The following is a 14,184-nucleotide window of genomic DNA, read 5'->3' on the forward strand; positions in this document are numbered from 1 at the left end:
TTAAGATATTGCTTTAGGTTTTTCTTTTTCAATATGATTTTTCCTTGCTTTTCGAAGGAAAGGAATAACCCAGCGGTCTAACCCAATTTTACCCGCGTTATATCCGGCAGTTAAAATAATAAAGCCAAGGAAGATGTCTCGTGGGTTATGAGATACGGTTCCTGCTAAGAAGAAGGTAAAGTTCATCAATAAGCCAAAGAACATGGCAGCAGTAGTGAAGCAGCCTAGAATAAGACCAAGTCCGACTAGTGTTTCTCCCCATGGTACAAGGAAATTGAATAAATCTACATTTGGAAGTGCAAAGCCTTTAAGAAACCCTACAAACCAGCTGAAAACAACATCCCCTTCAGGTCCTTTTACCGGGTTGGCAATCGCTCCTTTTAAATAACCAGATGCATCGAATCCTCCCATTAATTTGTGCAGCCCTGCTGTGAACCAAGAGTAACCCAAGTATAAACGTAATATCGTTAAAAGGACGGCAGCGCTTTTATTTTCCCGTAAAAATTGATTAAACATAACTCATTCCACCTTTCATGTTTTTATTGATTCTTTATACTACAATGTATTCACCGGTCATCTTTTTAACATATTGATAGGATTATGTTCACCGTTTGTTCGAAATGTTTTGACAAACTGTTGACTGGGTTAGAATCTAAAAAAAGCGATTTTCTCTTGGACAAAGAGAAGATCGCTTTTTTTATAACCTATTATGCTCTTCGGTTATAGGTGAGTTTTTTTAGATAGGTCATTCATATTTAAAATCTATGTTCCCCATTTCATGGAAACGGATAAGGTGCAGCAGCTCATCGGTGCTTGCTGAGTAGCTTGTGTGCTCAGCTCAAAGATTACGCCAGAAGGAGTAAATTTTGTAATCACTGGGACTTTTAAGCCAATAGAGTGTATTAATTGATCAACCTCAGCCTTTTTTCCCTGTTGGGCGACTGTCATCATTTTCCTAGCAAATCCAGGATCTCCTAAACGGTCTAATAAAATACTTCCTTGTTCCATTAGGAGGCGAAAGGACTTCACCGAATTTGAAAATATTTTTATATCAACGGGCGGGTACGTTCTTGGTATGGGGGGGTTATATAATAACCAGGGTAGGTGGTTAAGGGAAGATAATTTGGGTAATGAAAAGGGTTATAGTTCATTTGTAACTCTCCTTCCATTGTAGAGACATAAGGCATTATACCTTATGAAGAATGGGATACTTTGGTTACTTTGTAAAAATTCATTCCTTGGCGGGAGAGGAATGTAAAACCTTGTCGGAAGGTTTATCGGTGAATTCCTTGATAACGTGATACATATCACCGAATAACTTGTCTCTATCTGGTAAATTGTCCCTAGAGTCAAAATATTTAAATACAGGGGGATGAAGGTTGAACAAACGAAATTTAGCATTGCTGACTATTTTTCTTACCTATTTTTTGATTGTGTTCGGAGGGTACGTGGCTTCCTCTAATTCCGGTATGGGGTGCGGACCTGAATGGCCGATGTGTAATGGTGAAATTATTCCATCTTTAAAAGGAGCAACTCTGATTGAGTATCTGCACCGGGTGATTGGGGCTTTACTTGGAATCCTGTCTTTACTGTTATTTTTCCATATTCTTCGCTCAAAGCTGGGTTTTACTGCTCGTATGGTATCCTTTACGATGCTCGGGCTGCTCACGTTTCAGGTTCTTCTTGGTGCAGTAGTCGTGGTACGCGACCTGCCTTCCATTATCATTACCATCCATTTATTAATTGCGATGCTTTTTATGGGCTGTTTAATATGGATATGGAGTTACCCTTATTTAGATGGTGCGCAACAGTCCTATCAGGTTCGACACCGAAGTCACAAATCAATTATCTTTCATTTAAACATCTTACTGGGCCTTATTCTATTAACCTTGGGATTTGGGGCCTATATTAAGCATGAAACTTACGGACTGGCCTGTGGCTGGTTGGGCTGCAGGCAATCATTTTTCAGAGGGACAACACCAGAGGTGCTGCAATCTTTTCATAGAGGGTTAGCAGTTGTCACGGCACTTTATCTTCTAGTCGTAACATATTATGCTTTTTCAAAAAGTTGGGGCAAGGTTTTAAGGAGACGCATGTTATTGTGTACCTTTACGGTACTTATGCAGCTTGTGATTGGCGTAATGGTTATTGTCACAAAGCTTGATCTCCCATGGGCTGTTTTCCACCTGGCCATCGCTACTGCTTTGTTCGCTTTTGTTACGGAAGCAAGGGTTTATGCGGGGAATTTGGCAGTTAAAGCAGGTCCTAAATATCCGCAAAAAGTTGGAGAGCATGGGCGGCGAAGTAGTTTTTGATAAGGATTCGCTGATAAACTGCTCCAATTCGCTGATAACAGTGAAAAATACGCTGATAAATTAAAAAGTGCTTGGATTTTTAGAAATCCAAGCGCATTTCTCAATGAATATCAATATTCCCGCTCGAAACCGAAAGATTAATTTTATGCTCTCCGGTGCCATATGTTCCCCTTATGCTTTTACGGTTAAATTCCTTAGATTTTAAAGGGAAATCACAGGAAATATTACCGCTGCTTACTTCTCCATCTAAATCAAAGTCTGCATCATCCGGCAGGTCAAGATTAACAATCCCGGAACTTAAATCAAGATTAATCGAATCGGTTAATTTGTCTACCTGAATTTTTGCTCTTCCTGATGAAACTTCCCCGTTTATTTTGCCTTTATAATGTTGAATATCAAGATTCCCTGAACTGAGGTCAAACGATCCTGTCTTGGTCGTTAATGAATCAATTTGAACATTACCTGAAGAACCATCGTGATTAAAATGATTCACAGTGAGGTTGTCGAGCTTCATATTTCCAGATCCAATATCGAGGGATAGTTCATCTAATTTCATAGACTTCCCCGAAAATTCAAGATTCCCAGAGCCCATATCAATTTCCATATCTTGTTTATAAGTTTCCGGAATATAGATTTTTAATGTTTTCTTTTTAAATGGGGTCCAATCAAACCAGTCAAACCATTTCTTTTTCACCGTGACTTCAACCGTATCCCCGTTCTCGTTCACAGTCAGTTTCCCGTTTCCCTGAAGCACAGCTTTTAAATTCATGCGATCCGCTGGAATTATATTAGCATTAACAGCGGAAACATCAACCTTAATGACATGGACATCCCCTGAAATCACAGCACTGCCTTCACGACTTCCGGCAGAAAACCAATCAAAACGCAGCGATTGTTGAAAAACAAAGTATAAACCCGTAATGATTAATAAAATAATCACAATTCTTTTCATCTTTTCCCCCACCTTATTTCCAGTTTTTATCTCTAAATACATCTTATAGGGGAAAGGCATTTCTCACAATGTACTGGAGATTTAATTCTTTTTAAGACTTAAGACGTATGGAGCCGGGGGACCTTTCACACAAAGTAAAAATGGATATATTTTGGTAGACGAAATACTTTAATTTACTGGAATTTGTGCTATTCTTTGTATTGGAGGTGTTTAAGTTGACAACAGAAAAAATTACGCCAAAAGAATTACATGAACGTTTAGAAAGAAATGAAAAGGTTTTGCTTCTTGATGTCCGAGCTGAAGATAAATATCAGGCTGAACACATAGCAGCCCCTCAAATTGAAAACCTCAATATTCCTAAAACGATTATTTTTGGAGTAGAGGAAACAAAAGAGGAAGCGAAATTATCCCTTCCAAGGGAAGAGGAAATCATCGTTACCTGTACGACAGGAAATTCTGCAGCGAAATGTGCTAATATCCTAAGCAGCCTTGATTATAAAGTCAAAGTTTTAGAGGGTGGCCGTACGGCATGGAAGGAATATCAAAAATCGCTGGAAAAATAGTGGGGAGAGATCTTCATGCTGCAAAGATTAAATAAGCAACTAGAAAAAATTATGCCTTTGATAACACCCATCAGCGTCATCCTAGGAGTTATATTAAGTGTTTATCTAAAGGACTTTTCCTATTTAATCCCTTGGTTATTTTCATTTATGACCTTTTCCGGGAGCCTAAGTTCCAATTTTAAATCGCTAACAGAGGTAATTACCCATCCATTCCCTGTATTCTTAGCTATGTGCATTTTACATGTGTTCATGCCGCTTTGGGCCTGGGGGGTGGGGCATGTTGCCTTTTACGGTGATGACTTTACAATCACAGGGTTAATCCTAGCTATGGTCATTCCAACAGGTGTCACAAGTTTTATTTGGGTATCAATTTACAAAGGAAATATTCCGTTGACCTTATCGATTATTTTAGTGGATACATTACTTTCCCCACTCATTGTTCCTTACTCCATTTCTCTTTTCATGGGCCAAAAAATCGACATGGATTTCATAAGTATTATGAAGGGGTTATTTGGAATGGTGGTCATTCCTTCGTTAATCGGTATGTTCTTTAATCAGCTAACGAAGGGAAGGATTAAGGAGCAACTAGGTTCAAAGCTTGCTCCTTTTTCAAAAATTTGCATGGGGGTCGTTGTAATGTTAAACGGCTCTGTTGTTGCCCCCTATTTGCGGCATGCCCATCTAAAATTAGTCCTTATTACCTTGGTGGTATTTTTCATTGCCCTTACTGGTTATTTATTTTCCTTTTTCCTAGGACGGTTAATTAAAAGTGACCGTGATACTGTGATTACATTAACTTTTACCGGAGGAATGCGGAATATTAGTGCAGGAGCTGTTATTGCCGTTTCTTATTTCCCTGCTGCAGTAGCCGTTCCTGTCGTGGTCGGCATGCTATTCCAACAAATTTTAGCATCATTAAATGGACATTTTTTAAATAAATATTATGATAGAAAGATTGGACACCGAGAATCTAAATCTGTTGCTGTATAGTTGTTAAAAAGGAGTAAAGATGAATGAGTAATTTCACAAAAACGGGAAGTGGATTTTTGACTGGAATTCAAGGCATTCAGTGGTCAGTCTTTATGCTCACCAATATTATTGCCGTCCCTATAGTCGTCGGGGCAGCTTTTCATATGTCTCCCGCCGAAATCTCAACTTTTATGCAACGCATGCTATTTGTAACGGGGGCAGCTACCTTAGTCCAGTTGTTCTTTGGACACCGTCTTCAAGTGGTAGAAGGTGCTGCCGGTATGTGGTGGGCTTTGTTCATTGTTCTTGGTTCCATGGGGTCTGAAAAAGAGCATTTATTGCAGCAATTAGAAATGGGTCTAGTCATTGCAGGAATTATTTTAGTGATATTGGGTTTTTCACCAATAATCGAAAAAGTTACAAATTTGTTTACCCCTATTGTAACTGGAGTCTATTTAATTTTGCTCGTCAGCCAAATGAGCGGTTCCTTTATAAAAAGCATGCTGGGAATTACCGAAACGAATCATCTAAATGGGAAAATTATTGGTATATGTTTAATAGAAATCGTTGTAATTTTATTTTTTTCCTTAAAGGCAAAAGGAATTCTGAGGAGCATGGGACCTTTAATTGGAATTGTGATCGGCTGGTTATTATTTCATTTCTTAGGATTAATTCAACCAGGAAAAACGTATGAGCCCGCAGGATGGTTTGCTACTCCGAAAGTATTTACCTGGGGTGAACCACAGTTTGATTTCGGGATTGTCCTAACTTCTGTCATCACTGCCATTATCTTAATTTCTAATGTAATTGCAAGTATACTAGTGGTTGGGACTGCTATAGATAAGGAGATAAAGCCACGCGAGTATTCAAAAGGGATTTTCGGCAATGGGGTCAATTTATTTCTCTCAGGACTCTTTTCTGTAGTAGGAGTTGTGCCATTATCCATTTCTGCAGGATTCATTGGAACCACAGGAATTAAAGAAAAAAGTCCCATTGTGGTTGGGGCGGTTTTAATTGTGATTTCTAGCTTTTTTCCATACATTGGTGAGTTTTTTTCTCACTTGCCAATGGAGGTTGCCTATACATCCCTATTTATTCTATTTTCTCAAATGATGGGCTTTGGCATCCGTGATCTCATGGGGCAGGAACCATCGTCGAGAAATTTACTAGTAATTGGTCTTTCGTTAATGGCTGGGATTGGAATGATGTTTGTCCCGACCGCTGCGTTTGAAACGATTGCTCCATGGCTGCGTAATATCATGGCCAATGGCCTACTTGTTGGTCTAATTTTATGTTTACTATTAGAACATGTGGTATTTCGGGAGAAAAAAAATCCTGCTATATATTTGAACTAAATTACAAAACGAAATCCTCTCGCGTTCTTCGCCGAGAGGATTTTGTTATTCTTTATCAAACCAGAGAGGATCATCGATATCGACATCACCATTATAATTAATGAAGATTTCTTCTCCTGCTTTAATATCTTTGTAGGCATAGAAATCAAAGGTGTGATTATCAAAGTTAATCTCATACCTGGCATTGGGTGTGTATGAATGGTTAAACAGCATCCCATATCCTAATAAAATGGCTGTATGGTTTTTCCCATACTCAAAGGCATAATCCGCAAGAAGTGTCTTTTCGATGTGTTCATGTTCTTCATTCGGATAAGAAATGACCGGGGCTTCATGAATCAATTCCCCTTCCGCAATATCACAAGTGGCAAATACGCCCCGATTAAACTCTCCTGCACTGATCGTTGAAGTCTTAATCTCAATCATATTAATCTCCTGTTTAAAGTTCTTTTCTTCTTAGCTTGACAGTTAGTATGGATAAAAGCAAATATTTTTACTCTTAAATCAAGTACCTGTTTTTTACGTGGAAGAGAAGTATAATGGGTGTATCTTTTATTTCTTTTTAAAAGGAGCTTTCAATATGAATATCATCGACCTGCATTGTGATGCATTACTTAAGCTATCAGAGGGGAAGGGAAGACTGCGTTTTGCCGATGCCCCTGAATTAGAGACGAATAAAGCACGTTTACATAAAGGAAAAGTGAAAGTTCAGTGCTTTGCGATTTTTATCGAACCGGATATTCCTTCTGATCAAAAATTCCAAGAAGCCCTTCAGCAAATTGATTATTTTTACAAGGAGGTTCTTGGGAAGAACCCAGATATGGTTCAGATACGGGAGTGGTCAGATTTTGACAATCTTAAGCTTGGTCAGATTGGCGCGATGTTAACGCTTGAAGGTGTTGATGCAATTGGCAATGATTTAGCGAAGCTGAATATTCTTTATCAGCTTGGAGTTCGTTCGGTCGGCCTGACTTGGAATAATGCCAACCTTGCAGCAGATGGAGCGGGGGAACCACGCGGTGCTGGACTTACCCATTTTGGGAAAAAAATCGTCAAGTTCCATAATAATCATAAAATCCTAACAGACGTTTCCCATCTTTGCGACCGGGCATTTTGGGATGTAATGGAGATTGCAAAATATCCAATTGCCAGTCATTCCAACTCAAGAACGCTTTGCAACCATCGACGGAATCTAACGGATGAAATGGCTGTGGAAATGTTTAAAAAGGACGGGTTAATTCATGTTGTCTATAATCCTCCCTTTGTAAAAGAAGAGGGAGAAGCAACCATCGCAGATCTTATTAAACATATTGACCATTTTTGTTCACTTGGCGGTGTAAAACAGATTGGATTGGGTTCGGATTTTGATGGGATTTCTGAATTTATTATAGATTTGGAAGATGCATCGAAGAGCCAAAACCTCATTAATGAATTATTAAAGCATTATTCCGAATCAGAGGTTAGAGGCTTTGCCGGCCAAAACTTCCTAGATAAGAGACCGGGAATTGGAAGATGAAGATAAGGGGGGCTGGTTTAAGAATCGGGAAACTGCCAACAGGTGAAAAGAACTGTATTACCGATGTAGCAGGGGTTAGGGTAGGACATGTAACGTTGGATTACCCTCTGGATGCATCGGGGAATGAGTATGCCTGTACAGGAGTTACTGCCATATTGCCGCATAACGGAAATTTGTTTCGGGAAAAAGTCACGGCCTCCTGCCACGTCCTTAATGGATTTGGGAAAACCACGGGTCTAGTGCAAATCAATGAACTAGGAGTGCTTGAATCACCCATTCTGTTAACGAATACCTTTGCTGTTCCGGCGGTTACGCAGGGGACACTTCAATATATGCTTGAGGACAATCCCGAAATTGGAGAGACAACAGGAACGATCAATGTGGTTGTCGGTGAATGCAATGACAGCTATCTTAATTCAATTCGGCTTTTTCCGGTAAAGCCAGAGCATGCTGTGGAAGCCATTCGAAAAGCAACCGCTGAGCCTGCTAGGGAAGGGGCTGTTGGTGCCGGAAAGGGGATGGTGTGTTTTGGCTATAAAGGCGGGATTGGAACGTCTTCACGTAAATTTGAAGAGTATACGATTGGCTGCCTTGTTCTAAGCAATTTTGGAAAAAAAGAAGAGTTTCAATGGGCACGTTATTTTGGTGAAGGAGAAGCTCTTTCGGAACCGGCTGATGGCTCGATAATCATTGTTCTTGCGACAGATGCGCCGTTAAGCGACCGGCAGCTTAAGCGTGTGGCTAAGCGCTGCGGAATTGGCTTAGGAAGGACAGGCAGCCATTTCAGCCATGGGAGCGGAGATATTGTGATTGCTTTTTCAACGGCACATAAAATTCTTCATTTTTCTGAGGGCCCTTTGGAGATGCACACACAACTTCGCGAAGACCATTCGATCATGAATCAGCTTTTTATGGGAGCTGCTGAGGCCGCCGAGGAGGCGATTCTTAACTCCTTGTCACAGGCTGAGACCACAAAGGGGCGTAATGGCCGTGTTGTTAACCAACTTTATTTTAAAAAGGAATGAACTTTAAAGTGTATTTAACTATAAAAGAAACAGCAGAGTATTTATCTGTCCCGGTTTCAACTGTAGAAAAGCTCGTGCAGAAGCGAAAAATTCGTGCCCTCTATGACGGAACTGAATATTTAATTTATAAGGACCAATTTAGTACGCATTTGAGGCAGATGGAAAAATACAAACAACTAGTCGAGGAAATCTTAAATGAGCCAATTCCGGAAGATCTTGATGTGAAGGATGAGGATTAGCTTTCAGGCTAGCAATGAATGAAAGCTATCATGGAATGCATACTAATAACAAATTTTCTTTTCTGAATTATGGAGGGGAATGAAGATAATTTTGGCAGATGAACATTATGGTATGGAGATTGGAATTTATACATTAGGGGATTTAGTACCAGATCCCCAATCAGGGAAAACGATTCATGCAAGTGAGAGATTGAAAGAAATTATTGAAGCAGCAAGAATGGCTGATGAAGCTGGTCTGGATGTTTTTGGTGTTGGTGAACATCATCGTTTAGACTATGCGATTTCATCGCCGCCAGTTGTATTGTCTGCCATATCGCAGGTTACAAAGCGGATTAAACTGGCAAGTACCACAACTGTATTGGGAACTGTGGACCCTGTCCGGTTATTTGAAGATTTTGCTACACTGGATCTTTTATCCAACGGTCGTGCTGAAGTTATAGCAGGGCGGGGTGCTTTTGTAGAATCCTTTTCATTGTTCGGATATGATTTGGACAATTATGACGGTTTATTTGAAGAGAATATTGATTTATTTTTAAAATTAAATTCTAATGAAAAAGTGACCTGGAACGGCCATTTTCGGACGCCGTTGTTTGATGCAGAAATTGCACCTCGTCCTGTGCAAAAAGGCATTCCCTTTTGGGTAGGGGCGGGAGGTTCTCTTGAAAGCGCAGAACGTGCGGGTAAATTCGGTACGGGTTTAACCATGGCCATTCTTGGCGGAGATCCGAAACGATTTAAACCGCTTGTGGATGTATACCGCCAGACATCGAGGGAGTCCGGTCATGCGCCGGAAGATTTGAAGGTGGCTGTAACGGGACACGCGTTTATTGGGGAAACGACCCAGCAGGCGAAAGACGAATATTATCCTTATTATGCACATTACCGGGATTTTTTCAGTAAAGAGCAAGGAAGAAATCACATGAGCCGAGAAGAATTCGAACAGCTCGCCGGACCGGATACAGCATTATTTGTCGGAAGTCCTCAACAAATCATTGAAAAAATTCTAACCCAATATGAACTTTTTGGACATCAACGCTTTATTGCACAAATGGATATAGGTGGAATGCCGTTTAAAAAAGTAGCTGAAAACATTGAGTTGTTGGCAACGAAGGTAGCTCCAGTCGTTCGAAAGGAAACAAAAAATTCAAAATTGGCTGCCCAAGCTGACAAATAAACAAACCATAACCTTTAAGTGAATCTTACTGATTTATATTTTTCTATGATCGTAATAAAAAAGGTACCAGCAAAATAAATTGCTGGTACCTTTTTATTTTAATTTTAGTTTACTTATAAAAACCTTTTAGAAAAAAATGGTTTTATTGCTTGTTTTAACTAATATTATTAGTTATATTATTAATATAATTAGTGTGAGGTTGTAATGAAGATGCTTATAAATAATTCATAAGGAGGAGACAACTAAATGAGTTTGCTTGCCGGATTACAGTCTTTAAATCTGCTACTGAGATTTTTATTGGAACTGACTTCACTTTATGTGTGGGGATATTGGGGTTATAAAACGGGAAATAGTCCGTTACTTCAATGGTTACTAGCGATTGGTACTCCTTTGGTGGTCGCGGTTATTTGGGGACTAATGGGTGCTCCAAAGGCAGCTATTCAATTATCAGAACCAGTTCATTTAATTTTAGAAATCATTGTGTTTGGTTTGCCAGTCCTATTACTCGTTACAGTCGGGAAGCCAGAAATGGCCTGGATCCTGGGGAGCTTGCTTTTAGTTAATAAGCTTTTTATGTATTTCTGGAAGCAATAGAAGAGATTCATAGGAGATTTTCCCTTCTAGCGTATGTAAATTATATAATTAAATGGACGGATCAGAATATTTAAAAGGGGTAAAAACTATGGCTGATATATTTTTAAAAAGAATCTATGACCCTTATGATGAAATGGATGGTTATCGAATTTTAATTGATCGCCTTTGGCCTCGCGGAATCTCAAAGGAATCTGCAAAACTAGATGAGTGGCTGAAAGATGTGGCTCCTAGCAGCGAACTCAGGAAATGGTTTTGCCATAAACCGGAGCTTTTTGAGGAGTTCAAGTTGAGATATGTGGAAGAACTTCGGAACGATGAAGAAAAGGTACAAGGGATTAACCATATCTTCGATTTAACCTCCAATGGCCGAGTAACACTTCTTTATGGTGCAAAGGATCCAATCTTTAATCATGCCATTGTTTTACTAGAAGAATTAAAACGAAGGCTATAAAAAAATCGGCTTTGGAAGCCGATTTTTTATATTACATAAAGATAAACACAGAGAAAATGAGCTAAGCTTCCAAGTAAGATAAAAATATGAAAAATCTCGTGGAATCCCATATTTTTAAATTCCAAAAATTTAGGTTTTGCTCCGTAAATTACACCGCCAATGGTATAAAAAACACCGCCTAAAATTAATAAAAACAAACCGAACGGGTTCAAACTACCTGCAAGGGGAGAGAACACAAAAATAATCATCCAGCCCATCGCGATATAGAGTGAGGTCGAAATCCACCGCGGACATTGAAACCAAACCATTTTAAAAACAACCCCGCAAATCGCAACAGCACCAATAATCGAAAAGAGAATCCAGCCAATTTTTCCATTTAAACTAATAAAGCAAAAAGGAGTGTACGTCCCTGCGATTAACACAAAAATCATCGAATGATCGAGTCGTCTTAAGAAAGCAATCACTTTATCACGTGCGATGACCATGTGATAGGTGGCTGATGCCGAATACAGCAAAATCATGCTGACTCCAAAAATAATAACGGCGGTAATTGAAAGTGGTGATGGAGTGTTCATCGATACTTTGATGACCATTGCAAGCAGGCCGATAAACGATAAAAGGGCTCCGGCCAAATGGGTAAATCCATTGATGGGTTCACGAACATACTGATACATATTAAATCCTCCTAACGTAACACGTAGTATTGATAACTACATATAATCATATCGATAAAACATTAGCTAGTCAATGTTTATTCGTTTAGGTATAATCAAATTAGAAATTGTTGAGAACGGGGTTTTGGGATGGAAAAAATTAAAGATATTATGGATCAGCTTGAATTAAATACAAGCCTGACTTTAGAGGAAATTCCGAAGATTGATTTGTATATGGATCAGGTTATTCAATTATTTGAAAATAAATTTGGCGAGTCAAAACGGAAAGTTGACGATAAGGTTTTGACGAAAACCATGATTAATAACTATGCAAAAGGAAAACTTATTTTTCCAATACAAAATAAAAAATATTCGAAAGAACATCTCATTTTAATCAGTTTGATTTATCAACTTAAAGGAGGCCTCTCCATCAATGATATTAAGGTCACGCTCGATGGGATGAATAAAAAAATTACTATAGATGACATTGATTTAGACTCTTTTTATTCAAGCTATTTGAATCTCTCTGCCCAGAATGTAGAGGATTTTGACGCGGATATTGAGGAGCGGATTAAAGCAGTAAAAAAAGAGGTAAAGGGATTGCAGGAGGAAAAGTCTCAGTATATAGAGGAAGTTTTAATGATTTCTTCGTTAGTCCATATGAGTAATCTTTATCGACGAGTGGCTGAGAAGCTAGTGGATGGGATTACGGTTGAAAAAGAAGGAAAGCGCCATAGATGAATAATCTATATGGCGCTTATTTTTTTATAGCTAGATCTGTATACTCCTTCACATTTGTGACCAACACATCTTGTATCCCTTGCCCAATCTCAACCGCTTTAGACGAAGAATTTTTAGAGACTACATTTTCAATTCGAACGGAATCAGCCTGATTGGCACCGCCGTAAATCTTTATACCGGCTCCTGCTTTTTTAAAATCGCAAAGGCTTATGTGGTTTAAAATGACCTTTCTTGCACGGTATTGAATCGCGATTACGGGGTTTCCTTTGTATTCATAGTCAGGATCACCCACAAGAGTAAAATGGTTGATGACAACATTCTCATAAGCAGAAACAACCAACCCCCTTGGTGTCGAGTCAGCGTATAAATCCGAGTAAATCGGCGCAATGGAAGCTAGATTCGTTGCCATTAGATTATAGGCCGTTTTTGACTTATTATCAGTGTTTTTGTGATGGCCGATATGGCGAAAATTAAAAGAACGGTTATCGTTCACGGAAAGATGGCCGATGATTTGCACATTTGCAGCTGCAGAGGAATTTTCATGTGCCTTACATTCAACTCCGCCAAAGCATCTAGCTGTGGAATTATTGACGAGCATAACGTCTCTAGAGCCGTCATCAATTTCAATACCATTAGAATTTGAAAAGCCTTTTTTATGAGCACGCCCGCTTGGGTCGCACATATGGGAATTCGAAATAAAGACCTTTTCACTGTGATGGGTGGTAATTCCATCGTCGCCAAACCCGTAGCCATTCAGGTTATCCAGCCATATATAGCTGCTTCCGCCCTTGGCACGATAGCCATCCCCGGCATAATTGTACAGGGTAGAGGAAATATCAAAGCAATGGAGACCAGGATTAATCGCTTCGACATCTCGAACCCAGCCATAGGTAACATTCGCATACGTTAAACAGCTGGAATGATTACCCCAAGTGGCCGTTTTTGGAACATGACCAAGTCTTTCGACATTCCAGTCTAACGTCATGCCTTGCACAAAGAGATGGTGATTACCGCGCCAATGATTGGTGTTTGTCACAAGCCTTGTTCCTTTTGGGGCGTCACGGTGGAGTTTGATGATTGTTTTCCCTTTTCCTGCTCCAACTATGCAGGTCCAGGAGGGCAAAAGGATTCCTTTTGTTATAAAAATACCTTCTGGCACACGAACCTTAACCCGGCCAGTCCCAATCGCTTTTTTAAAGGCAGCGGTGCTATCCGTTCGCCCATCTCCGATTGCACCAAAATCGGCTACATTTACTTCTCGAGTCAGACGGCTTAATAAGTGGTTGTATTCATTATCTAGCGCCTCTTTCCACTCTGGATAAACATTTCCTGCTGCATCCATCATAATTTTGGAAGGAGCTCCGAGCTCTGTTACGAAGGACAGGGGACGAAATAGTCCAGAAAGGATTTTCTCTTGAAAAGCTTGCTTCCTTTGCACAGGAGCAGGGAGGGGAATCTTTTTCTCCGTACATTCCAAGTATAGTTTCTCAGTTTCATGCAAAACTCTTTTTAGGTCAAGCTGACCGCCATTGATTTGGCTGAGAAACTCCCCATTCCTTCTTGGATCATGATTTTTACCTAAAGTAAGCAACTAAAATTCACCTCCGTTTATTTCACAAAGTGACAGGCACCGTCCATGG

Annotated in this window: 17 protein-coding genes; 11 read left to right on the forward strand and 6 right to left on the reverse strand. The window is 39.6% G+C overall.

The window, feature by feature from the left end:
• Together RCG21_RS05755 and RCG21_RS05760 are read right to left on the reverse strand one after the other, a co-directional pair.
• A complete protein-coding gene (locus tag RCG21_RS05755) occupies window positions 1-516 on the reverse strand; it encodes a DoxX family protein (RefSeq protein ID WP_133336428.1) in 516 nt (171 codons plus the stop codon).
• A 246-nt stretch (window positions 517-762) separates the two neighbouring features.
• Window positions 763-1,077 (reverse strand): YuzC family spore coat inner layer protein, encoded by a 315-nt coding sequence (locus RCG21_RS05760; RefSeq protein WP_504928515.1) that lies wholly within the window; start codon window positions 1,075-1,077, stop codon window positions 763-765.
• A gap of 302 nt (window positions 1,078-1,379) precedes the next feature.
• On the opposite strand from RCG21_RS05760, the gene RCG21_RS05765 reads away from it, so the two are divergent.
• On the forward strand, window positions 1,380-2,315 hold the full coding sequence (locus tag RCG21_RS05765; RefSeq protein ID WP_308912957.1) for a COX15/CtaA family protein: 936 nt from the start codon (window positions 1,380-1,382) through the stop codon (window positions 2,313-2,315).
• Window positions 2,316-2,415: 100 nt separating this feature from the next.
• Here the strand turns inward: RCG21_RS05765 and liaG are convergent, their stop codons facing one another.
• The gene (gene liaG, locus RCG21_RS05770; protein WP_133336422.1) at window positions 2,416-3,267 is read right to left on the reverse strand and encodes a LiaG family protein; all 852 of its coding nucleotides are present in this window, start codon (window positions 3,265-3,267) and stop codon (window positions 2,416-2,418) included.
• Between the two features lie 206 nt (window positions 3,268-3,473).
• Between liaG and RCG21_RS05775 the strand changes: the two genes are divergently transcribed.
• The 3 genes from RCG21_RS05775 to RCG21_RS05785 are packed head-to-tail and all read left to right on the forward strand — an operon-like array spanning window position 3,474 to window position 6,154.
• Window positions 3,474-3,830 (forward strand): rhodanese-like domain-containing protein, encoded by a 357-nt coding sequence (locus tag RCG21_RS05775; protein ID WP_372512747.1) that lies wholly within the window; start codon window positions 3,474-3,476, stop codon window positions 3,828-3,830.
• 15 nt (window positions 3,831-3,845) lie between these two features.
• A complete protein-coding gene (locus tag RCG21_RS05780; protein WP_133336418.1) occupies window positions 3,846-4,820 on the forward strand; it encodes a bile acid:sodium symporter family protein in 975 nt (324 codons plus the stop codon).
• A gap of 23 nt (window positions 4,821-4,843) precedes the next feature.
• Complete coding sequence (locus RCG21_RS05785) at window positions 4,844-6,154, forward strand: purine/pyrimidine permease (protein WP_308912959.1); 1,311 nt, start codon at window positions 4,844-4,846, stop codon at window positions 6,152-6,154.
• A 45-nt stretch (window positions 6,155-6,199) separates the two neighbouring features.
• Here RCG21_RS05785 and RCG21_RS05790 read toward each other — a convergent pair whose 3' ends face one another.
• A complete protein-coding gene (locus tag RCG21_RS05790; protein WP_133336414.1) occupies window positions 6,200-6,577 on the reverse strand; it encodes an SET domain-containing protein in 378 nt (125 codons plus the stop codon).
• Window positions 6,578-6,731: 154 nt separating this feature from the next.
• Between RCG21_RS05790 and RCG21_RS05795 the strand changes: the two genes are divergently transcribed.
• The 6 genes from RCG21_RS05795 to RCG21_RS05820 all read left to right on the forward strand — a co-directional run bounded on the left by RCG21_RS05795 (window position 6,732) and on the right by RCG21_RS05820 (window position 11,150).
• Window positions 6,732-7,667: a dipeptidase gene (locus RCG21_RS05795; RefSeq protein WP_133336412.1), complete on the forward strand. Its 936-nt coding sequence runs from the start codon at window positions 6,732-6,734 to the stop codon at window positions 7,665-7,667.
• Window positions 7,664-8,692 (forward strand): P1 family peptidase, encoded by a 1,029-nt coding sequence (locus RCG21_RS05800; RefSeq protein ID WP_133336410.1) that lies wholly within the window; start codon window positions 7,664-7,666, stop codon window positions 8,690-8,692. The genes RCG21_RS05795 and RCG21_RS05800 overlap by 4 nt, the downstream gene beginning before the upstream one ends.
• Before the next feature lie 8 nt (window positions 8,693-8,700).
• On the forward strand, window positions 8,701-8,931 hold the full coding sequence (locus tag RCG21_RS05805) for an excisionase family DNA-binding protein (RefSeq protein ID WP_133336408.1): 231 nt from the start codon (window positions 8,701-8,703) through the stop codon (window positions 8,929-8,931).
• A 79-nt stretch (window positions 8,932-9,010) separates the two neighbouring features.
• Complete coding sequence (locus tag RCG21_RS05810; RefSeq protein ID WP_308912960.1) at window positions 9,011-10,105, forward strand: LLM class flavin-dependent oxidoreductase; 1,095 nt, start codon at window positions 9,011-9,013, stop codon at window positions 10,103-10,105.
• A 246-nt stretch (window positions 10,106-10,351) separates the two neighbouring features.
• Window positions 10,352-10,699 (forward strand): YrdB family protein, encoded by a 348-nt coding sequence (locus RCG21_RS05815; RefSeq protein WP_133336406.1) that lies wholly within the window; start codon window positions 10,352-10,354, stop codon window positions 10,697-10,699.
• Window positions 10,700-10,787: 88 nt separating this feature from the next.
• Window positions 10,788-11,150, forward strand: coding sequence for a DUF488 domain-containing protein (locus RCG21_RS05820; RefSeq protein WP_133336404.1), 363 nt, complete (start codon window positions 10,788-10,790; stop codon window positions 11,148-11,150).
• Between the two features lie 26 nt (window positions 11,151-11,176).
• On the opposite strand, the gene trhA is transcribed toward RCG21_RS05820, so the two are convergent.
• On the reverse strand, window positions 11,177-11,824 hold the full coding sequence (gene trhA / locus RCG21_RS05825) for a PAQR family membrane homeostasis protein TrhA (RefSeq protein ID WP_133336402.1): 648 nt from the start codon (window positions 11,822-11,824) through the stop codon (window positions 11,177-11,179).
• Between the two features lie 129 nt (window positions 11,825-11,953).
• On the opposite strand from trhA, the gene RCG21_RS05830 reads away from it, so the two are divergent.
• A complete protein-coding gene (locus RCG21_RS05830) occupies window positions 11,954-12,544 on the forward strand; it encodes a DUF1836 domain-containing protein (RefSeq protein ID WP_308912961.1) in 591 nt (196 codons plus the stop codon).
• Between the two features lie 16 nt (window positions 12,545-12,560).
• Here the strand turns inward: RCG21_RS05830 and RCG21_RS05835 are convergent, their stop codons facing one another.
• Window positions 12,561-14,135, reverse strand: coding sequence for a glycosyl hydrolase family 28-related protein (locus RCG21_RS05835; protein ID WP_308912962.1), 1,575 nt, complete (start codon window positions 14,133-14,135; stop codon window positions 12,561-12,563).
• Window positions 14,136-14,184 lie beyond the last annotated feature (49 nt).

Source organism: Bacillus salipaludis, assembly GCF_030938565.1.
In the GTDB taxonomy this organism is placed as follows: domain Bacteria; phylum Bacillota; class Bacilli; order Bacillales; family Cytobacillaceae; genus Neobacillus; species Neobacillus salipaludis_A.